General features: G+C 36.7%; 20 protein-coding genes. 10 read left to right on the forward strand and 10 right to left on the reverse strand.

Annotated elements, in window-relative coordinates:
* The first annotated feature begins 4 nt into the window (after positions 1-4).
* Positions 5-1132 (forward strand): galactokinase, encoded by a 1128-nt coding sequence (gene galK, locus KO521_RS04315; protein ID WP_215938684.1) that lies wholly within the window; start codon positions 5-7, stop codon positions 1130-1132.
* A gap of 50 nt (positions 1133-1182) precedes the next feature.
* Here galK and KO521_RS04320 read toward each other — a convergent pair whose 3' ends face one another.
* Positions 1183-1887 (reverse strand): LytR/AlgR family response regulator transcription factor, encoded by a 705-nt coding sequence (locus KO521_RS04320; RefSeq protein ID WP_215938685.1) that lies wholly within the window; start codon positions 1885-1887, stop codon positions 1183-1185.
* A 263-nt stretch (positions 1888-2150) separates the two neighbouring features.
* Between KO521_RS04320 and KO521_RS04325 the strand changes: the two genes are divergently transcribed.
* Positions 2151-2996: a universal stress protein gene (locus KO521_RS04325; RefSeq protein ID WP_215938686.1), complete on the forward strand. Its 846-nt coding sequence runs from the start codon at positions 2151-2153 to the stop codon at positions 2994-2996.
* Between the two features lie 9 nt (positions 2997-3005).
* On the opposite strand, the gene KO521_RS04330 is transcribed toward KO521_RS04325, so the two are convergent.
* The gene (locus tag KO521_RS04330; RefSeq protein WP_215938687.1) at positions 3006-3704 is read right to left on the reverse strand and encodes a LytR/AlgR family response regulator transcription factor; all 699 of its coding nucleotides are present in this window, start codon (positions 3702-3704) and stop codon (positions 3006-3008) included.
* 257 nt (positions 3705-3961) lie between these two features.
* On the opposite strand from KO521_RS04330, the gene trxB reads away from it, so the two are divergent.
* Positions 3962-4927: a thioredoxin-disulfide reductase gene (trxB, locus tag KO521_RS04335; protein WP_215938688.1), complete on the forward strand. Its 966-nt coding sequence runs from the start codon at positions 3962-3964 to the stop codon at positions 4925-4927.
* Between the two features lie 66 nt (positions 4928-4993).
* Here the strand turns inward: trxB and KO521_RS04340 are convergent, their stop codons facing one another.
* Both KO521_RS04340 and KO521_RS04345 read right to left on the reverse strand, forming a co-directional pair.
* A complete protein-coding gene (locus KO521_RS04340) occupies positions 4994-5440 on the reverse strand; it encodes a hypothetical protein (RefSeq protein WP_215938689.1) in 447 nt (148 codons plus the stop codon).
* A gap of 75 nt (positions 5441-5515) precedes the next feature.
* Positions 5516-5962 carry a hypothetical protein gene (locus KO521_RS04345; RefSeq protein WP_215938690.1) on the reverse strand — a complete coding sequence of 149 codons (447 nt, stop codon included), beginning with the start codon at positions 5960-5962 and terminating at the stop codon, positions 5516-5518.
* Between the two features lie 270 nt (positions 5963-6232).
* On the opposite strand from KO521_RS04345, the gene KO521_RS04350 reads away from it, so the two are divergent.
* Both KO521_RS04350 and KO521_RS04355 read left to right on the forward strand, forming a co-directional pair.
* Entirely contained in the window at positions 6233-9328 is a 3096-nt protein-coding gene (locus KO521_RS04350; RefSeq protein ID WP_215938691.1) for a SusC/RagA family TonB-linked outer membrane protein, read from the forward strand.
* A 4-nt stretch (positions 9329-9332) separates the two neighbouring features.
* Positions 9333-10841 (forward strand): SusD/RagB family nutrient-binding outer membrane lipoprotein, encoded by a 1509-nt coding sequence (locus KO521_RS04355; RefSeq protein ID WP_215938692.1) that lies wholly within the window; start codon positions 9333-9335, stop codon positions 10839-10841.
* Between the two features lie 16 nt (positions 10842-10857).
* On the opposite strand, the gene KO521_RS04360 is transcribed toward KO521_RS04355, so the two are convergent.
* The 6 genes from KO521_RS04360 to KO521_RS04385 all read right to left on the reverse strand — a co-directional run bounded on the left by KO521_RS04360 (position 10858) and on the right by KO521_RS04385 (position 16876).
* Complete coding sequence (locus KO521_RS04360) at positions 10858-11901, reverse strand: aminotransferase class I/II-fold pyridoxal phosphate-dependent enzyme (protein WP_215938693.1); 1044 nt, start codon at positions 11899-11901, stop codon at positions 10858-10860.
* The gene (locus tag KO521_RS04365) at positions 11901-12911 is read right to left on the reverse strand and encodes a dipeptide epimerase (RefSeq protein WP_215938694.1); all 1011 of its coding nucleotides are present in this window, start codon (positions 12909-12911) and stop codon (positions 11901-11903) included. Before KO521_RS04365 ends, KO521_RS04360 begins: the two co-directional genes overlap by 1 nt.
* A 162-nt stretch (positions 12912-13073) precedes the next feature.
* On the reverse strand, positions 13074-13805 hold the full coding sequence (locus KO521_RS04370) for a head GIN domain-containing protein (protein WP_215938695.1): 732 nt from the start codon (positions 13803-13805) through the stop codon (positions 13074-13076).
* 141 nt (positions 13806-13946) lie between these two features.
* Positions 13947-15794 carry a PspC domain-containing protein gene (locus KO521_RS04375; RefSeq protein ID WP_215938696.1) on the reverse strand — a complete coding sequence of 616 codons (1848 nt, stop codon included), beginning with the start codon at positions 15792-15794 and terminating at the stop codon, positions 13947-13949.
* A gap of 62 nt (positions 15795-15856) precedes the next feature.
* Complete coding sequence (locus KO521_RS04380) at positions 15857-16186, reverse strand: PadR family transcriptional regulator (protein WP_155596681.1); 330 nt, start codon at positions 16184-16186, stop codon at positions 15857-15859.
* Between the two features lie 210 nt (positions 16187-16396).
* A complete protein-coding gene (locus KO521_RS04385) occupies positions 16397-16876 on the reverse strand; it encodes a DUF4870 domain-containing protein (protein ID WP_215938697.1) in 480 nt (159 codons plus the stop codon).
* A 133-nt stretch (positions 16877-17009) separates the two neighbouring features.
* Here KO521_RS04385 and KO521_RS04390 point away from each other — a divergent pair, with 133 nt between their 5' ends.
* From KO521_RS04390 to nudK, 5 genes are all read left to right on the forward strand, one after another.
* Positions 17010-17465 carry a DUF4442 domain-containing protein gene (locus tag KO521_RS04390; protein WP_215938698.1) on the forward strand — a complete coding sequence of 152 codons (456 nt, stop codon included), beginning with the start codon at positions 17010-17012 and terminating at the stop codon, positions 17463-17465.
* A 74-nt stretch (positions 17466-17539) separates the two neighbouring features.
* Entirely contained in the window at positions 17540-18337 is a 798-nt protein-coding gene (locus KO521_RS04395; RefSeq protein ID WP_215938699.1) for a TIGR00266 family protein, read from the forward strand.
* A gap of 61 nt (positions 18338-18398) precedes the next feature.
* Entirely contained in the window at positions 18399-19055 is a 657-nt protein-coding gene (locus KO521_RS04400) for a DUF2461 domain-containing protein (RefSeq protein WP_215938700.1), read from the forward strand.
* Positions 19056-19150: 95 nt separating this feature from the next.
* Positions 19151-19570: a response regulator gene (locus KO521_RS04405; RefSeq protein WP_215938701.1), complete on the forward strand. Its 420-nt coding sequence runs from the start codon at positions 19151-19153 to the stop codon at positions 19568-19570.
* Between the two features lie 58 nt (positions 19571-19628).
* On the forward strand, positions 19629-20213 hold the full coding sequence (gene nudK / locus KO521_RS04410; protein ID WP_215938702.1) for a GDP-mannose pyrophosphatase NudK: 585 nt from the start codon (positions 19629-19631) through the stop codon (positions 20211-20213).
* Positions 20214-20221 lie beyond the last annotated feature (8 nt).

The raw sequence follows: 20221 nt of genomic DNA on the forward strand, positions 1-20221 counted from the left end.
TCTTATGCAGTTTTTAGAAAATTTTAAGCCAGAATTGGTTATTTCATCACCAGGTAGAATTAACTTGATCGGTGAACACACTGATTATAATATGGGATATGTGCTTCCAACGGCCATAGAAAAGAATATTACATTCGGTTTTAAGAAGAACGGTTCTGATAATCAATGTCATGTGTACAGTAAAACGTATGATACAGGTTTTGAAATCGATTTAAATAAAATAGCGGTCAGTAAAGTTGAGTGGGAGAATTATATTCTTGGTGTACTAAATGAAATTTCAAAACGAACGGATAAAGTTCGAGGTTTTGATTGTATCGTAGAAAGTAACTTGCCTACTGGTTCTGGTCTTAGCTCGTCTGCTGCTTTGGAATGTGGTTTGGCTTTTGGGTTGAACGAGATTTTTGACTTGGGGCTTTCAAAAATAGAAATTGTTCAACTTTCACAAACTGCAGAGCACACCTATGTGGGAACGCAATGCGGTATAATGGATCAATTTGCTTCGGTTATGAGTGAACCGGGAAAAGTGATTCTATTGGATTGTCGTTCATTAGATTACAAGCATATTCCTATTGATTTAAATCCATATAAAATTATCTTGTTGAATACCAAAGTATCTCACAACCTGGCTTCTAGCGAGTATAATACAAGAAAACAAGAATGCGAACAAGGTGTTGCCGTTATTCAAAAGGAATATCCAAACGTAAAATCTTTAAGGGATGTTGACAAAGAAATGCTTTTAGCATCTAAAGAAAACATGAGTCCTATAGTTTACAATAGATGTTCTTTTATAGTGAAAGAAAACGATAGAGTATTAGAAATGGTTGAGGCTCTAAAGCAAAACGATTTAAAAGCGGTAGGGCAAATTCTGTACAAGGCCCACGATGGTATTAGTAAAGAATACGAGGTTAGTTGCCCTGAATCTGATTTTTTGGTAGATTTTTCCAAGGATAATAATCGGGTTTTAGGAGCTAGACAGACCGGTGGCGGTTTTGGTGGCTGTACTTTAAATATCGTACATGAAAGTGCGGTAGGAGATTTTGTAAGTGAAGCAACAAAAGCATACAAAGATAAATTCGATATTACTTTAGAAGCGTTTGAAGTGCGGCCAAGTGGTGGTACATCTGCTATATAGTGTTAAAAGGCCAATCTTAAAATTGGCCTTTAATTTTTTAGAAAAAGCAATTATTCAGCCTGAGAGTTCATTAAGGCATCCTCCAGTGCAAGTTTCTTATGCCTACTTAGGGGAATGGCCTGTCCGCAAACTTCAACTTGTGATCCATTGAATTTATCAACTTTATCCAAGTTTATAATGTATGATTTATGAACACGTAAAAATCTGTCTTCAGGAAGCTTCTCAGCAAAAGATTTCATGGTAGAAAGGATTAGAACGTTCTTTTCATCCGTTACTATTTTAATATAGTCTCCAAGACCTTCAATCCATTTTATCTCACTAAGAGATAGCTTTACTTTTTTAAGTTTACTGTTCACATAAATATAATCTTCCTCTTTTTCCTCAGTTTCAATACTGTTCAGTAACGCCCTTTTTATAGCGATATTAAAGCGGTTTTGACCAATTGGTTTAAGTAGATAATCGGTTACATCGTAATCGAAAGCCTGCATGGCATATTCTTCCTTTGCGGAAATAAGGATAATCTGAGGCCGGTTTTTTAAAGAGTCTATAAACTGAAAACCATTGATCAGGGGCATTTCAATATCAAGAAAAACAAGATCTACATCATCTTTTTCCATATTTTTTTGCGCTTCTATTGCATTCTTGTAATCAGCAAGAAAACGAAGATTAATATGGTTTTTTATTAGTTTGGTAACCGCAGTACGTTGCGTTTTAGAGTCATCTATAACTACACACGTTAATTTTACAGAGTTCATAGTAAGAGGATTGTTTAAAAAGTATATAACTTCTTAAAGAGGTTAAATATTCATTAATTAATCACCTTCTTTTTACAGTTGTGGGGCCAGATAAAAATATAGGTCAGCTATTGCAAATATATAGTTTATAAATTTATTGATCCTTGGACAGTTTCATAATAGGTTCTGAAATCCTAATTTTTCAATCATAAGCCGAAAAACTGATGGATGTCATATTTTTACCTCTTAGAAGGTTATAGTTTTATTAAAACAAATCAAAAGTCATGCTAAAAGTACTTCTCCCGACAGATTTTTCAGAAAATTCTAGAAATGCAATAGATTATGCTCTGCATTTTTATAAGGATATAGAGTGTACTTTTTATCTTTTACATACATACACGCCAACAGCGTTACGAATTGATTATATTCTTGGTTCTCCCGCACAGGTAGGTTTAGGAGATAATTGGCAGGTGGAAACTGAGGTTCAAATTAATGAATTTCGTGATGAGTTAAATCGTACGAACCATAATTCAAAACACCAATTTATAACTCACATTGCATTAGAATCTTTATTGGAAGAAGTTCTAAAAGTAACTACCAAAGAGGGTATAGATATTATAGTTATGGGTACACAGGGTGCATCTGGCGTCAAATCCGTTTTTTTAGGCACTAAAACCATGAATATTTTAAAAATAGCGGCATGTCCTGTGCTTGTGGTACCAAATGGATGTTTATATAAAGAACCAACTAATGTGGCCTTGGCAACTAATTTTAAGCGTAATTTCTCTGCAGAGGTAATGATGCCCATAAGACGAATACTTTCTCGTTTTAAGGCAGCCATGCGTATTATGCATATAAATGAGGAAGAACGGTTAGATTCTATCCAGGAGTCCAATAGAAATACTTTGGATGCCTACTTGGGTGATTTTAACCCTACCTATCATTGGATGCCTAATTTTTCTAATAAAACTAAAAGTATTCAGGTTTTTCTAAAGGAATTGGAAATTGATATCTTGACGATGATACAATACGATCATGATTTTTTTGAAGGTTTAATGCGTGAGCCTATTATTAAAAAAGTGAGTTTCTGTATAGAAATCCCATTCTTGGTGATACCGGTAGTAGACTAGCTATAGATATTAAGAAGTTTGAATGGCGTTCATAAACGAGTCTCTTCTACTTCGGCTTAAGGTTATTCTTTTGCCTTCAACTTCAACCGTAGTATTGGTGAAATTTTCTATTCTTTTTAAGTTAATGATGTATGATTTGTGTATCCGTAGGAACTGTGAGTTCGGTAGTTTTTTTTCAAAAGCTTTCATTGAGGACAAAACAATGTGGTTAGATTTCTCAGTAACCAATTTTACATAATCTCCTAAAGCTTCTATCCATTTAATATCTCCATAGTTCACTTTCACTTTTCTAGAATTACTTTTTACGAAAAAATGCTTTTTATCCTGTGGGTCACGTAAAAGTTGTGCGTTATATACGGCTCTATTTATAGCCTTGTCAAATCTTGTAGGGGAGAGGGGCTTTAATAAATAGTCCGTTATATTATAATTAAAAGCTCTAAAGGCATTATCCGGAGTAGTACTGAGCAATATTATTTGTGGACATTCTTTAAAAGTTTCAAGTAAGTCAAAGCCATTTATAAAAGGTAGTTCTATGGTAAGGAAAAGAAGGTCTACATTTTTATTAGCTCGGTTATTTTTGGCTTCTATTCCATTCCTATATGTCTTTTCAAGTTTTAAATTGGGATGACGGTAGATTGACTGCGATAGTTTGTGGCTATGCACGGGCGAATTTTCAATGATTGTACAAGATAGTTTTAGATTGTCCATATTACTTTATTTTTTTTCAACAAGTATTTACGAGAGTGGGATGGTCAAGGTTTGGTTTTTCAACAAATTTTTGTGAACATGGGTATAAAAAATGATTAGGTTTACTCGTGAATGGTAATATTTACAGTCTACTTGAAGGTTTGTAAGAACTTGAATTGAAAACGACCAATACATAAAACTTTTAATAACTTTTATAATGGTCTTTTTACAAAAAGGCTATTTTTGTTTATTAACTATTTTAAAATGAGTATTTGATTATGTCTGAGAAAATAGAAAGGCTAAAAACGTTGATTATAGGATCGGGACCTGCGGGTTATACCGCTGCAATTTATGCGGCCCGAGCGGATTTAAAACCGGTTGTGTATACGGGAATGGAGCCCGGAGGGCAGTTGACCACTACAACTGAGGTCGATAATTTTCCTGGATATCCAGAAGGTATAGATGGCCCAAGTATGATGGTGCAATTACAGCAACAAGCAGAGCGCTTTGGAACAGAGGTCCGAATAGGAATGGCAACTGCTGTTGAGTTGAGTGATACCGTTGGTGGCATTCATAAAGTCACTATAGATGATAATAAGACAATAGAAGCGGAATCCATAATTATTTCCACAGGCGCTTCTGCAAAATATTTAAATATTCCTAGTGAACAACGTTTGCGTGGTGGTGGTGTTTCGGCATGCGCCGTCTGTGATGGATTTTTCTATAAAGGTCAAGATGTAGCCATTGTAGGCGCGGGAGATACTGCTGCCGAAGAGGCTTCTTATTTGGCTAACATCTGTAATAAGGTAACTATGTTAGTCCGGAAGGACTATATGCGTGCTTCTAAAGCTATGCAGCATCGTGTACAGAACATTAAAAATATAGAAATTCGCTACAACACAGAAGTAGACGAAGTTTTGGGAGAGCAAGTAGTTGAAGGCTTACGTATGGTCAACAACCAAACAGGAGCCAAGGAAGATATTGCTATTACAGGTCTTTTTATTGCTATTGGTCATAAACCCAGTACGGATATATTTAAAGGTCAGTTAGATATGGACGAAACAGGATATATCATTACCAAAGGAAAATCTACAAAAACTAACAAGCCTGGTGTTTTTGCAAGTGGCGATGCTCAAGATAGAGAATATCGTCAAGCAGTAACAGCGGCAGGTACAGGTTGCATGGCTGCATTGGATGCTGAGCGTTATTTAGCAACTGTGGAAACTCCTCAGGAAACGGTATAAAAGAATCGCTACATAAAACAAAAAAAGGCTGCTAATTGCAGCCTTTTTTTGTTTGTTACAATCGCATTAATCCAGACGTTTATAATTTTCCGAATTAATTTTATTTCCTTCCTCATCAGTAAAAATCTGACTGAAACTATTTTTTTCTAATTTCAGTTCCATACTCCATATCATATCAGGATTGGTAATCTTATGCATAGAGGCAGACATATACTCTAGCTTTTCAGTAAGGGTGCTGTCCGTAGTTTCATATGAACCATATCCAAACCACTCTACAGAATCGTTGGGCACATAACGCGTCCACATTACTTTGCCATTATAATACATTTTAATTTGGCGGTATCCATCGGCTACCAATAAAGTATCGGTAGGAATACCATCTTCATAATTATAATGGCTTACCAATTCCCAAGTTCCTTCTATACTTGGATGGTATGGGGCGTTAGGTGTTTCAAGGGTTGTTGCAGAAACAAGTAAAAATGAAATACAGATTACAGTAATTATTTTTTTCATGGCCAAGTGTTTTAAGGTTTATGTATAAGAGTATATAAACCAGTCTGCAAAATGTGCAGACCGTAAGGAGCCGTTTTAATCTATACGGTGATAATTTTCAGAAGCAATACGCCCACCGTCCTCGTCTAACGAAATTTGCGTGAAACTGTTATTGTCCAATAGTAGTTCCATACGCCACTGCATATCTTCGTTCGCGATTTTACGCATTGAAGCAGACATATATTCTAATTTTTCAACCAGAGTATGGTCTGTAGCTTCATAAGAGCCGTAACCGAACCATTCTACGGTTTTGTTGGGCGTATACCTTGTCCACATTACTTTACCGTTATAAAACATTTTAATTTGGTTGTAACCTTTTACAGGGGTAAGTGTGTCGGTAACGTTTTCGCCATCATAATTGTAACGGCTAACGAGTTCCCATGTGCCTTCAATAGAAGGGTGTAGTTCAGTGTCAACAGATTTTGTGCCTGTTGCCGAGATGAGCAAAAGCATTAATAAAGCCAATCCTAATAGTTTTTTCATAATAGTGTAGTTTAAATGGATAAGCGGTTTGTACCAATAAGTTACAACAAAATTTATGAATATCGTATTTTTTGAAACAAAAAAGTACGATATTCTCAGTGTAGGTAAAATCTTCAGTTTTGGTGATTTGAAATCTAAATCGATAAAAATCGACATATCTATAATTAGAGGGCTTTATTATGTTAAACTGTTATTTCGGCAGGGTTCAGCGATGTTTTTACTTTACTATTTGCTAAATTTATAATATAAACTAACTCCAAATAAATATATATGAAGAATATTACACTCGCAATGTTTGCGCTCTTGTGTTCGTACACGTCTTTTGGGCAAACAATTTCAGGAAATGTCACCGACGCAAAAAATCTTCCGCTTCCGGGCGTATCAATTGTGGTCGAAAGAACAAACAAAGGGGCCACTACGGATTTTGACGGTAATTATACCATATCAGCTTCAGAAGGTGATGTACTTAACTTTTCGTACATAGGTATGAAGAGCAAAAGTATGACCATTGGTACCGACCAAACTATAAATATAGTCCTAGAAGAAGACGCCCAACAGTTAAACGAGGTGGTCGTAACAGCATTAGGTATTAAAAAAGAAAAGCGCTCAGTGGGTTACGCTATTCAGGAAATTGGTTCGGAAGAACTTAACCGTGATAATAATGGCGATGTATTAAGTGGTATACAAGGTAAGGTAGCCGGTGTTAATATCAATTCCAGTAGTGGTGCTGCTGGAGCTGGGTCTAGCATTATAATAAGGGGTATAACTTCTTTAAATCCGTCAGCGAACAATCAGCCCCTATTTGTTGTTGATGGCATTCCTATTAGTAATGAGGCTTCAACGGGAAGTCTTTTGCCAAGTACGGGGTCTAACGCGCCATCATCTTCAGAGCAGTTTTCCTTTACCAATAGGGGAGCGGATTTAAATCCTAATGATATAGAAAGTGTTTCTATTTTAAAAGGCCCCGCGGCTACGGCACTATATGGGGTAAGAGCTGCAAATGGTGTTGTTGTAATTACAACAAAGAAAGGTAAGAACGGAGAAACAAAATTCAATCTTAAGACAAGCATAGGCTGGCAAGAGGTGAATAAAACTCCTGATGTTCAGACCAAATGGAGAGAAGGTAGAGGGGGCGAAAGTATTTCAACTTCAAATAACAACGCTCCGGATGGTTATGATTTTGCTGATGACAATAGCTTTGGGTTTTGGACATTGGGACCAGAATACGGACCTAATGATAAAAACTATGATAATTTTAAAAACTTTTTTAATAGAGCTTTTACCACCAATAACTCTTTGAACATTAGTGGTGGTGGCGAGAGCTATACTTATTTTGGTTCTATTTCCCGTTCCGATGATGAAGGCTTAGTACCTAATACGTATTTTGATAGAACCTCTCTAAAGTTATCGGGAACTATCAATATTACGGATAAGTTTACTGTTGAACCTTCTTTATCGTACATTGTTTCTGACGGAAGGTTGCCAAATGGAGGTGATAAATCCGTTATGAGTTCTCTGTCCTATTGGTCACCGACTATAGATGTAAATGATTACGTTTTACCTAATGGGGATGAGAAAAACTATACGGCCGGAATTGTGGATAACCCTCGGTATTTTGCTGAAGTAAGTTATTTGGATAGTAAGGTGAATAGAATTTTAGCGAACACCAAGTTTAATTATAAGTTTAATGATTGGGCGTCCGTTCAGTACCAATTAGGGGTGGATAATTATCATGATTCACGCCTTCGTTTTGTACCGCCGGATATTGACCCGGGTTCTGCTACTGGTGGCTTTATTGTTGATGAAGGTTTAAATTACAATGAATTAACTTCTAATCTATTTGTAACGCTTTCCAAAGACTTTAATGAGGATTTAACGGGTTCATTACTTGTAGGTAATCAAATTTCCGATACTAAAAGTAGGCGGTTAACAACCCGTGCAGAGGGTCTAGACCCAGATAATATGACAGCGTTTGGTCAGGCCAATAACTTTTTTGAGGATATAGGTGGTGCAGAGCGTAAGATTGTGGGGCTTTTTGGAGATTTTAGATTGGAGTACAAAAACACCTTGTTCTTAAATGTAACAGGAAGAAATGATTGGTCTTCTACCTTGCCCAAAGAAAATAGAAGTTTCTTTTATCCGTCTTTTAACTTAAGTTATGTTCTTTCACAAACACTACAAGATGCAGGAAGCTTACCGGATTTCTTAACATATGCCAAGTTTAGGGCGTCTTATGCGGAAGTGGGTAAGGATGCATCGGCGTATGTTGGTATCTACTATGACCAACCATCTAATTTTCCATTTGGTACCGTAGACGGTTTGTCAAGAGATACTTCTGGAGGTTCAAGCACCTTAAAACCAGAAAGAACGGCTTCTGTTGAATTTGGTGGTGAGTTTAAGTTTTTCAATAATCGCTTCGGAATAGATTTCACCTATTATAAGCAGAACAGTAAAGACCAAATTCTACCAGTTCCGGTTGCTCAATCTTCAGGATACGATACTTTCGTTTTAAATGCTGGGGAAATTGAGAATACGGGTCTTGAAGCACTGGTAAACATTGTACCGGTCAAAACGGATGATTTTAGGTGGGATGTTACCTTAAACTGGTCTAAAGTAGATGCTGAGGTTATTTCATTGCCAACTGGCGTAGATGAGATTATTTTTGCGGATAGTGGTTTTCCAGGAGTTATTTCAAAATTAGAAGTAGGTGGTGCACCTGGTGATCTTTTTGGTTATGTCTGGGCGCAGCATGAAAATGGAGGTAGATTAATTGGAGACGATGGTTTTCCTTCTATTGTAGCCAATAATCCTTCTGATAGGGTAAAAGTAGGGAGTGCTTTGCCAGACTGGTTAGGTAGTATTAGCAGTACCGTAAAATATAAAGGATTGGCACTGTCCTTTCTGTTAGAACGAAAAGAAGGTGGTGAGTTGTATGATTCTGGACAAAGAAATGGAATTAGGAACGGTGTGTTGCAGATTACGGAATTTAGGGATGCTACCACGGTTCTAGATGGTGTCTTGGCCGATGGGTCTCCAAATAATATACCTGTTTTTATAGATGAAAATTATTATAGAAGCTCTGCGGTATACAATCGTGCATCTGAAATTTTGGTACAAGACGCTTCATGGTGGCGATTACGAAATGTTACTTTGTCTTACGACCTTCCTTCCAAGCTTATAAAGAACACGCCGTTTACCACAATGGGATTCAGTTTTACGGGAACCAACCTATGGCTGGATACGCCATTTAGAGGGTATGATCCAGAAGGCAGTCAGTTTAGTGCTGGTACAAACGCTTATGGTTTTACTGGTCTTAACATACCTAATACAAAGTCGTTCATATTTGGTCTAAACCTTAATTTCTAGAAAGATGAAAGTTTTAAAATATTTATATATAATTACGGTAACGACTACCCTTTTGGTAAGTTGTGAAGATTATTTGGGCGATAACGTAGACCCAAATAAAGAGCTTCCAGAGAATGTTACGGAAGCAGATTTGTTGCCTACGGCAATTTATAGGTCTTCTTCTGCACAATATAGTATAGCTTTAAGTATCTGTCAATATTCGCAACAATTGGCTTCTTATTTTGAGCCTGGTGCAGATACTCAGGAAGAAGTTCAATTAAGTGGAGGATGGAGCAATATTTATTTGCAAGCATTAGCAGATTTAGGTCAGGTGGTTACTATTGCCGAGAATAACGGCGCCAGTAATTATATTGGTGTTGCAAAGATTTTGCAAGCGTTCAATTTAGGACTTGCCACAGACCAATGGGGAGATGTTCCTTTTTCAACCGCTTTACAAGGTGAGGCAGATTTTAGACCATCTTATGACACCCAAGAAAGTGTATATGAGCAAATTAATACATTATTGAATGAAGCTATAACCTCATTAGAAGCTGCTGATAGTTCCGGATTTACAATTGGCGAGGATGATTTAATTTATGGAGGTGATATTTCAAAATGGATTAAAACGGCCCATTTTCTAAAAGCAAAATATGCGCTGCATCTTTCTGAAGTAGACCAAAATCTTGCGATTGAAGGCGTTTTAAATAATGTAGACAATAGTTTTTCTAGCAATGAAGACGATTTTCAGTTGGTATACAATGAAAGGAATTTTAATCCATGGAATTCCGGAGTCGTATTACCGAACAACACCGGTAACTTCTCTGTATTATTATCGGACCAATTGGTTAGCCTAATGGATGGTACATCAATTCCATTTGCTATAATAGAACTGGACCCACGGTTACCTTTAATCACCACCATAGGAGAGGGCGACACGGAATACAGAGGAGCCATAAACGGTACTGCCGGAAGTCATGAACTTGCGGAAACAGAGGGAGAAGATAATATTAGTGCCAATACAGATTTGGGGGCGGATAATTTTTATTCTTCCCAGAGCGCTCCCATTATAATGGGAAGTTATTCTGAGCTAAAATTTATGGAGTCTGAAGCCTTATTTCTTCAAAACGGAGGCGATGCTACATCAGTTGGCACCTCTGCAGATGCTTATAATGCTTATTTGGAAGGAATAGAAGCAAACATGGATAAACTTGGTGTTCTACCAACAGATAAAGCGGCTTATTTAAGTGATGCTTCAATTGCTGTAGGGGAAGCTAATTTAACAATGGCCTTGATTATGAGAGAAAAGTTCATTGCTACTTTTCTAAACCCCGAGTCGTTTGTAGACTTAAGAAGATATGATTTTGATCCTGCTGTTTTCATAGGATTGGAATTACCTGTTGGGCACAACGAAATTCTTAATGGACAATGGGTTAGAAGAGCTCAATACCCAACCTCTGAGCAAACCAGAAACGGAGAGCAAGTAGAAGCAGTAACTAAAGAGATAGGAGATCCGGTCTGGTGGGATAGAGATTAGCAAACGTTAATTGATTTTAAGGAAGGATATTGATACAATGTAAAACATGTTCAATATCCTTTTTTTTATGAGATGCACTCAATACAATACGGCTCATGAGCGGAGCATTTTTATCAGGATACGGAAAACTGGTCACTATAATACGGTTTGCTTCTAGATATTCCGTCAATTGTACATCGGAAAATGTATAGGCGGGGTGGCCTTTCATAAAATGAAATGCCTTACGCTTTTTAAGCTTATTGAAGAACAAATCCATATTACGTTTCAATCGTTTCCTTTTGATTTCATAAATAGCATCGGCTTCTATAAGAGTGGCCATAGCTGCCGGTATTGCGGGGCTAGCACCACCAAAAAAAGAAGATTCGGTTAAAAGATCAATACGCTCTTTGGAGCCTAAAATGGCACCTGCCTGTATTCCAAAACCTTTTCCCAGTGAACCACAGACTATTAGTTCCTTGATTTTTAATTGGTTTAGTATAGCGTACACACCACCTCCATTTTTGCCAACAATTCCTAACCCATGAGAATCATCCACAACCAAAATTATTTCTTCCAAAGGAAGAATTTTTAAAGCTTCAAAATCGGGAAAATTACAACCGGAAAAATCAATACTATCCAAAAAAACAATAGGTGTAGATTTACTTGATTCTAAATGTTCACGTACAGCAATGTTCAACGCGGCAAAGGTGGTGTAGGGTTTTGTTTTTGTTTGATAAAGAGCAGAATGTGTATTGGGTGCATAAAAAAATTGATGAGCTTTGGTTTTCAAGGCCTGAGCTATAAACTGACCGGCAAGATAACCGGATGATAATGTGATGCATGCTTCACTGCCTGCTAAACGGGCCAAGTATATTTCAGCTTCATCAAATACAGATAACCGTATATTAGATTTTCTCGAGGCGCCGTAATTTGTACCGTATTTTTTAATATTGCTAACGAATAACTTCTGAAAATCACCATCGGTTTGGAGGCCTAAATATGAAGTGCCACCAAAATAAAGGTGTGAAACCCCGCTTAAGGTGATTTTTCTTCCAGGGAATGTATCAATATAATGGCTCATTATCTTAGCGTAACACCGGTTCCGTTCAATTTTGAAAAAATTAGTTTTCCGTCCGGTAATATTCTTACACCATCTGCAATATCGTCTTTTAGTAGTAGAGGTCCATCCATATCTACAAAATCTAGTTGTGGTACCAATTGAGCAATAGCGGAAATACCAACTGTAGATTCTGTCATACAACCTATCATCACTTTAATTCCCATTTCCTTTGCCTCGGTAATCATACGTAGAGCAGGGGTAATACCCCCACACTTGGTGAGTTTTATATTGATACCGCTATAATGCAGCGCACATTTTTGAACATCACTCTCTACAATACAACTTTCATCTGCAATTACAGGAAGCACACTATGGTGCATAACTTTTTCCATACCTTCCCAGTCATCCGCTTTTAAGGGCTGTTCCAAAAATTCAACTCCTAATTCTTTAAGCAACGGAGCATTGGTAATTGTTTCTTCTGCAGACCAAGCACAGTTAGCATCAATTCTAAAGATAGAATCTGTATGTTCGCGCAGAGCCCTTACGATAGCAACATCATCTTCGGTACCCAGCTTTATTTTATAAATGGGCCATGGCATTTCTTTCATTTTCTCTACCATTTTTTCTATGGGCGCAATGCCTATGGTATAATTTGTAATGGGGTAAATAGTATTACCGGTTCCCCATAGGTCGTAAAGAGGTTTCCCCTTTAGTCGTCCAAAAAGGTCCCATGCGGCTAGGTCTAGTGCACAGATAGAAAAATTCGATAGCTTTTTTGAAGTTAAAAAAGCATGAAAATTTTCTGGGTGGTCTAGGTTAAAAGCTTCGATTTCTGCTCTAATATTTTCTATTTCAGCCATCATACTTTCTACCGTTATGTTGTAGTATGGGTTTGATGTAGTTTCTCCATATCCGGTTTCCCCATTCAAGGAAAGACTAACAATAAGGGTGTTTTGAAAATCGTGGGATTCACGGGAAATACTGAAAGTATGCTTTAAGGCTAAAACGTATTTTTTTAAATCTAACTGCATGTTCCAATTGTTTCTACTAATATAAAAAGACAAATAGGCTTTGCGCTTATCTAATCGTATTTTTTTGGAAAGCAGAAAAGATTAACAGTAATACCTATTTAAACCAAAAACAAGCTGCCGAAAATTCGACAGCCTGCATTTAGGATTGTTCGTTTTTTGATTTTAATATTTATGCACGTTACCTGAAACGGATTTTTTAGTTTTTACGGTAGCATTTCCAGAATAGGCAACATTACCACCACTACTAGCATCTGCCTCAAGATTTTCGGAAACAAGAACTTTTACGTTCCCCCCGCTACTGGCATCTGCGGTACATGTTTTAAGAGAAAGGGTTTTAGCATTTATGTTTCCACCACTACTGGCATCTATATCACCACGGTTTGCTTTTCCGGATACATTTATGCCTGCGCCACTACTTACATCTATGTCAATTACATCTGCAACTACATCTACATTAATTTGGCCCCCGCTACTGCCATCCAATTCCAGGTCATCACTTTTAATTGTGTTTTCAACACGAACTTGTGATCCACTGGAAGCACTTAAATTGGAAATAACCGGAAGTGAAACGTAGACTGTCTTTGTAGCCCTGCCAATATTTTGCTTGGCATGAATCCGTAATTTTCCATTATTGATATCTGTAGCAATAAGGTCTATAATATTCTCATCTGCCTCAACTTTAATATCAAATTTGTTGGACTGGGTTACATAAACCGTTAATCCTTCCGAAGCTGATATGTTTGTGAATTCTTCGGTAACTTCTCTTTTGGCCGTTACTACGGTGCCATTACCTTTTTCACCGGTGCCAAAATCACCTATATTAACGTCAAATCCACAGGAAGATAAAAACAGTGTTACTAAAAATGCAATTGCAATACGAATTAAAGTTGTCATGATTGTTGTTTTAAGATTGATGTTTTATGCTTGGTGTAAAATTGAGCTATTAGTTACTTTCCTACCAGATTTTCAGACTCAAACGTCATATTTTGATACTGAATTGATTACACTGGTTACCAGTATTGAAAATTACTTTTTTTATATACTATCTTCTGGTTCTGGGCGGTTATCGTCTACATCTATATTAATACCGTTTTCATCTATATTGATTCGGTTTTTACCGTCCACACCACCGTCGTTAGAATTTATATGCACTCCGTCTTCACCTATTTTCATTTTAAAAGATTCCCCATCATCTTGAATGTCAATGTCAATACCGTCTTCATTGATTCTGATTTTGTTTCTTCCATTGTTGTCATCATCAAAATCATCCTCATCTTCATCAATTAGTTCTGGACATTCTTGACATTTAAATTCACCATCAGAACCCATTTTCCAAATATAATTACCCATCTCGCAGGCATCTAGGTTTCTATCATTTTCAATGTGAAAACGATGGCAACGATAATCACTATCAGTAGTGTATTTTACTACCGTACCTTCTGGAATATAGAGATTTACGCGCACCCCTTGGTTCATCATCTTATTTTTACGTGCGGTGGTTATAAAATCTTGGAGATAGAGTATGTTGTTATCAACCTTATAATCATAGTTTATAGCTTCTGCATATTTCTCGGCAACTTCAAAAGAAGAACCGTCAGATTCTTTTATGATTTCTATTTTGGTTAAACTATCCCTAGATTTTTCAATATATATACTTACTTCATCCATTACCATTACTTCTTCGCCAGAGGCATTTCTGGTAATTGTAAGTCCGTTGCGCATTTCTACTTTACGCTTGTTACGGAATTTACGGTCGTAAGATTCCAAATTGATTTCTAAAGTATCTGTTGCTGGCGGAAAATAAAGGTGCTCAGTACTTACAGTAGACTCAGAAAACGCCCTTGCCGAAGCTTGTTTAATTCCAAAAACAATAAGCATAATGATGGAAATCAACCAAAGACCTAATAATGAAAATTTAGCTATGCTTCCAATAGATTTGAGGTTGTTGACCAAGATTTTAAGTCCTAAATAAAGAAGGAAGAAAAACGGAATACCTATGGCAAAAAAACCAAGTAGTGAAATTACCCATATAGACATATCACTAGCATCTACTATATGATACATATTAATACCGGGTACATGAACCATATCTGCAATACCCACGGTTATCATGCCTATAAAAAGCCCAATAATAGTAGCCGCACCAATAATGACCAGAAGAACACCAATAAATTTTCCAAAGATTTTAAAGCAGAACATAATTATATCACCTAGGGTGTCAAAAAACGATTTACCTCCACTTTTAACTTTGTTCCCTACATCTTCGTAATCTACACTTTTAATTTTTTGGGCAACATCATCAAAGCCTTCCTTGACCTTACGTTCTATATTGCTGATGTTGATATCCTCCCCCCGCATATCCAATTTTTGGGAAGTAGTTACGGCTTCGGGAATCAATAACCAAAGTAGTCCATAGATCAAGATAAAACCACCGGAAGAACCAATAGTTAATAATACCCAAATAAGGCGTACCCAAAGTGGGTCTATATTAAAATAATGTGCTAAACCAGATGAAACACCGGCCACATATTTCTGATCTGTATCTCTATATAGTTTTTTGGATTTTCTTGGTTCCGCCTGTGCTTTCTGGGTATGGGGTTCATCCTCAAAAATGTCTTCATCAACCATATAATCTTCTGGCTGGCCCATAATAGCTATGACCTCGTCTACCTGTTTTTGAGTAATCACCTGGCGCTCATTGTCCAATTTCTCATGAAAAAGTTCTGCTATACGCGCCTCAATATCTGCTAGTATTTCATCACTGCCAGGTGTGTTGGCAAAGGATCGCTTTACAGACTCTAGATAGCGCTGCATTTTGTTATATGCATCCTCATCCATATGGAAGAGCATATTTGCTAGATTAATATTTATAGTTTTGTTCATTTTAGTTGTTTTAAAACTGTAAACACATACTGATTATGGAATTACAGGATAGATTTTTAGGTTTATTTATTGTTGGTTACCAAATTAGTTGCTGTTCTTAGCTCATCCCAAGTACTGTCCAGTTCTTTTAAAAACAGTTTGCCGGTTTCTGTTAGTGCATAGTATTTTCTTGGGGGGCCAGATGTTGATTCTTCCCAGCGGTAGCTGAGTAGGCCCGCATTTTTCAAACGGGTCAGTAAAGGGTAAATGGTGCCCTCTACTACAAGCATTTTCGCATCTTTTAGCGTTGCGAGAATTTCAGAGGCGTATTTGTCTTTTCCGTTTAAGATAGACAGGATACAATACTCCAAAACGCCCTTGCGCATTTGTGCTTTTGTATTTTCTACATTCATAATTTCTTTCTTCTTTTTATGCAGTTCCTTTAAATTGGGGGAACGTGTCTGTTTATAAATGGTACGCTGCATAGTGTGATTGTTCGTTTTTTTCTATTCAGAGTTTGTTTTGGTTATTGCCACGTGATTAATGAAGCCCTTATGCAAACCCGGAATAAATTGATTGATGAATAAACTCCTTTTTGACTGAGGTGTGATGAGTACCTTTTTTTATTTTAAAAATTTTATAGTAATAGGATAAGAAAATTCTTGTCCTTCATTAGTCCTAATAATCGCTAGGATGGTATAAACTACGTTTACAACAAACAAAGCTCCATGGGCCAAACCGGCAATACCAATAGGAAACAGCCATGAACTTAACCTGAAACTTTCTGCAAAATCAATATTTAAATTATTGTAATCGTTCAAATGATTTAAACCGAATAAACTACTATCTAATAAATCTGGAACGAAGCCGATAAATACAGGTATACTAACAATGCCTAAAACAATAGAGTAGAGTAGTAGGCTGATTTGAAAATTTAAAACCTGCTTTCCTGCGTTATCTACAATTGAATAATCCTTCTTATTGGCAGTCCATAAAACTAACGGAATAATAAAATTGCCGAAAGGAATAAAGAATTTTGAAAAGGAAGAAGCATGCACCATTGCAGCTAAATTTCGTTCGTGTTTTGATATTGTACTTTCCATGACTTAGTAATTTCTTATGCAAATATATGTCTAAAAAAAGGTACTATGCAAAACAAAGTACTAAAAATTAACATGAAATTAACAATTGTAAAAAGAAAAAATTTCAATACATTTAGAAAAATTATATAAGACAATGGCAGTATCTGCGGGGAAATTCAACACATTTACGTTCTTTAAATTACCATCTGCTTGGTGGAGTGGAGTACGATTACGTTCAATAGATGAAAACAGGGCAGTGGTAACGGTAAGGCATAAATGGTTTAATCAAAATCCGTTTAAAAGCATGTTTTGGGCAGTTCAAGGAATGGCAGCTGAGTTAAGTACAGGTGCAATGGTTATTGTTCAAATTAAGGACAGTGGTAAAAAAATATCTATGCTTGTAGCTAATAACACTGCCAACTTTTCTAAGAAAGCTACGGGGAAAATTACTTTTACCTGCGAAGATGGTCATTTAATAAAGGAGGCTATAGATAAAACTATTGAAACAGGTGAAGGACAAGCATTTTGGATGAAATCCACTGGTGTAAATGAGGATGGAGTAGTGGTGTCTACCTTTAATTTTGAGTGGACGGTTCGGTTAAAAAAATAATTATTTATTGGTTATTCTTGTAACATTTTAGTCCTAAGTTCCAACTAACAGGCATCAACAAAAAACAAAAAGAAATGAATGCACACGAAATAGATTATCACATTTATGGTGAAGAAATGCAATATGTAGAAATAGAACTAGACCCGCAAGAAGCTGTGGTGGCAGAAGCAGGAAGTTTTATGATGATGGAGTCCGATATTAAAATGGACACTATATTTGGTGATGGGTCTAATCAGGAAACTGGAGTTTTAGGAAAGATTTTTTCCGCAGGAAAACGCATACTTACCGGAGAAAGCCTGTTCATGACGGCTTTCCTTAATATAGGACAAGGAAAAAAGCTTGTCAGTTTTGCTTCGCCTTACCCAGGAAAAATACTTCCTATTGATTTATCTGAAAAGCAGGGTAAGTTCATATGTCAAAAAGATGCTTTCCTATGTGCGGCCCAAGGTGTATCTGTTGGAATTGAGTTTTCAAAAAAATTGGGACGTGGACTGTTTGGCGGTGAAGGTTTCATTATGCAAAAGTTGGAAGGCGACGGTATGGCCTTTGTGCATGCGGGTGGTACGTTGGCAAAGAAAGAACTTGCCGCTGGTGAGGTACTTAAAGTAGATACAGGTTGTATTGTTGGTTTCTCACAGACGGTAGATTATGATATTGAATTTGTAGGCGGAATTAAAAATACGGTTTTTGGTGGTGAAGGTCTATTCTTTGCAACACTAAGAGGTCCAGGAACAGTTTATATTCAATCATTACCATTTAGTAGACTTGCAGGAAGGGTTTTAGCTTCAATTCCCAGAGGAGGCAAGGATAAGGGAGAAGGAAGTATTCTAGGTACTTTAGGTGATATTGTAGGCGGTGATAATCGCTTTTAGAATAACATCTGTATAGAGCAATTGCCCGTATAATAGAATACACACGGATTACGATATCTAAATGGATTTCAAAAATCAGATAGAATTTTTAAAAGCACTCAATTCAAATAATTCCAAAGAGTGGATGGATACCAACCGTAAATGGTACAAAAACGTTCGTAATGATTTCATAAGATGGTTAGACCATATGAATGATACTATGGCGGCTATAGACGATACGTATTATGATACTCCCGGCAAGAAGGGAATTAACCGGATTAATAATAATCTGATGTTTCATCCCAATAAGCCGGTATACAAAGACCATTTTGGAGCCGGATTGGACAAAAGACCTTCAACCGCGGATTTTTATATTGAAATAGGGATTGAGAGGTGTATTATGGCAGGTGGCTTTTGGCGTCCGGACTCGACAAAATTAAGAAGTATTCGTGATGCTATAGATTATGACGGAGATATATTTCAGAAAATAATCAACAGAAAATCTTTCAAGACTATTTTTGGTGGACTTTATGAGGATTCTAAGCTTGTAAAAGCCCCAAAAGGATTCTCAAATACTCATGTGCATATTGAACTTTTAAAAAATAAAACGTTTGCGGTAGCACACGAATTTCCTACAAGTGAGGTATTTACGAATCATTTTGAAGAAAAAATCATCAATGTGTACAAAGAAATGCTCCCTTTCAGGAAATATCTCAATAAAGCGGTATCAGTGGCTTAAAAAGGTTAAAGTAAGATTTTTTATATAAATTTATTTTAAGTTTTGGTTATTTTTTTTGTAAATGAAAGTTTTTTCTTACTATATTTCAGGGAACTATGGAATTTGAGGACGTAACCCCCTTAACGATTTGGATTATAGATGACGATCTTGTTTCGTTGTTTGCGGCACGCTATGGTATTGAGCAATTGAACAAGCCTTATATCGTTGTTGATTTTGATAGTGCCGAAGTTGCTCTAAAAGTACTTTCCGATAGTATGGAGGGAGCGGAAGAATTACCCGATGTTATACTTTTAGATTTGGTAATGCCAAAAATGGACGGCTGGGAGTTTCTAGAAAAATTGGAAAAAATGCCTGATTACGTAAAAACCTCCGATATTTATATTCTATCTGCATTTTTAAGTACAAAAGAAAGACAGCGTGCATCTCAGCACCCCGTAGTAAAGGGTTATTTTGATAAACCTATTTCAAAACGGGCGCTTAGTCGTATTTTTGGAGAAAAAGAAGGAGCTAAATAGTTTTTTTTTGAAAACGAACAGCTTTGAATAATGTAAACCTACCAACGAACATTTTATAGTGAAGAACGGTAAAATAAAAAACATTAAAAAAGAGGTCTTATCGGATAATTGGTACACTTTAAACAAATACGTTTACGAATACCAAAAAGAAGATGGTTCATGGGAAACTCAAGAACGTGAAGCTTATGACCGTGGCAATGGTGCGGCAATCCTATTATACAATCAGAATAAGGGAACGGTAGTATTAACGCAACAATTTCGTATGCCCACTTATATAAACGGGAATGCCAATGGTATGATGATAGAAGTTTGTGCGGGTCTTTTAGATGGCGATAATCCCGAGGATTGTATTAAAAAAGAAGTGGAAGAAGAAACGGGTTATAAAATAGAAAATGTCAAAAAAGTCTTTGAATCGTATATGTCCCCTGGTTCGGTTACGGAGATACTTCACTTTTTTGTTGGGGCATACGAGGAGAAAATGAAAATTGGCGATGGAGGCGGTGCCGATGATGAAACAGAAAATATAGAGGTTCTTGAATATCCGTTTGATGTGGCCATGAGTATGATCGCTTCTGGTGAAATCAAAGATGCAAAGACCATTTTATTGTTGCAGTATGCTGCTGTCAACAATTTATTGGTTTAAATAACTCA

Origin of the sequence: Zobellia uliginosa, assembly GCF_018860745.1 — a bacterium.
Classification (GTDB): Bacteria; Bacteroidota; Bacteroidia; order Flavobacteriales; family Flavobacteriaceae; genus Zobellia; species Zobellia uliginosa_B.

What these genes read in the sequence shown, in the direction of transcription:
- KO521_RS04365 (WP_215938694.1), bottom strand. Translation starts at nt 12,911, where the DNA reads ATGCAGTTAGATTTAAAAAAATACGTTTTAGCCTTAAAGCATACTTTC.
- KO521_RS04390 (WP_215938698.1), top strand. Translation starts at nt 17,010, where the DNA reads ATGGCAGTATCTGCGGGGAAATTCAACACATTTACGTTCTTTAAATTA.
- KO521_RS04355 (WP_215938692.1), top strand. Translation starts at nt 9,333, where the DNA reads ATGAAAGTTTTAAAATATTTATATATAATTACGGTAACGACTACCCTT.
- KO521_RS04350 (WP_215938691.1), top strand. Translation starts at nt 6,233, where the DNA reads ATGAAGAATATTACACTCGCAATGTTTGCGCTCTTGTGTTCGTACACG.
- KO521_RS04325 (WP_215938686.1), top strand. Translation starts at nt 2,151, where the DNA reads ATGCTAAAAGTACTTCTCCCGACAGATTTTTCAGAAAATTCTAGAAAT.
- KO521_RS04340 (WP_215938689.1), bottom strand. Translation starts at nt 5,440, where the DNA reads ATGAAAAAAATAATTACTGTAATCTGTATTTCATTTTTACTTGTTTCT.
- KO521_RS04405 (WP_215938701.1), top strand. Translation starts at nt 19,151, where the DNA reads ATGGAATTTGAGGACGTAACCCCCTTAACGATTTGGATTATAGATGAC.
- KO521_RS04330 (WP_215938687.1), bottom strand. Translation starts at nt 3,704, where the DNA reads ATGGACAATCTAAAACTATCTTGTACAATCATTGAAAATTCGCCCGTG.
- KO521_RS04395 (WP_215938699.1), top strand. Translation starts at nt 17,540, where the DNA reads ATGAATGCACACGAAATAGATTATCACATTTATGGTGAAGAAATGCAA.
- KO521_RS04400 (WP_215938700.1), top strand. Translation starts at nt 18,399, where the DNA reads ATGGATTTCAAAAATCAGATAGAATTTTTAAAAGCACTCAATTCAAAT.
- KO521_RS04360 (WP_215938693.1), bottom strand. Translation starts at nt 11,901, where the DNA reads ATGAGCCATTATATTGATACATTCCCTGGAAGAAAAATCACCTTAAGC.
- KO521_RS04320 (WP_215938685.1), bottom strand. Translation starts at nt 1,887, where the DNA reads ATGAACTCTGTAAAATTAACGTGTGTAGTTATAGATGACTCTAAAACG.
- KO521_RS04375 (WP_215938696.1), bottom strand. Translation starts at nt 15,794, where the DNA reads ATGAACAAAACTATAAATATTAATCTAGCAAATATGCTCTTCCATATG.
- KO521_RS04385 (WP_215938697.1), bottom strand. Translation starts at nt 16,876, where the DNA reads ATGGAAAGTACAATATCAAAACACGAACGAAATTTAGCTGCAATGGTG.
- galK (WP_215938684.1), top strand. Translation starts at nt 5, where the DNA reads ATGCAGTTTTTAGAAAATTTTAAGCCAGAATTGGTTATTTCATCACCA.
- KO521_RS04370 (WP_215938695.1), bottom strand. Translation starts at nt 13,805, where the DNA reads ATGACAACTTTAATTCGTATTGCAATTGCATTTTTAGTAACACTGTTT.
- trxB (WP_215938688.1), top strand. Translation starts at nt 3,962, where the DNA reads ATGTCTGAGAAAATAGAAAGGCTAAAAACGTTGATTATAGGATCGGGA.
- KO521_RS04380 (WP_155596681.1), bottom strand. Translation starts at nt 16,186, where the DNA reads ATGAATGTAGAAAATACAAAAGCACAAATGCGCAAGGGCGTTTTGGAG.
- KO521_RS04345 (WP_215938690.1), bottom strand. Translation starts at nt 5,962, where the DNA reads ATGAAAAAACTATTAGGATTGGCTTTATTAATGCTTTTGCTCATCTCG.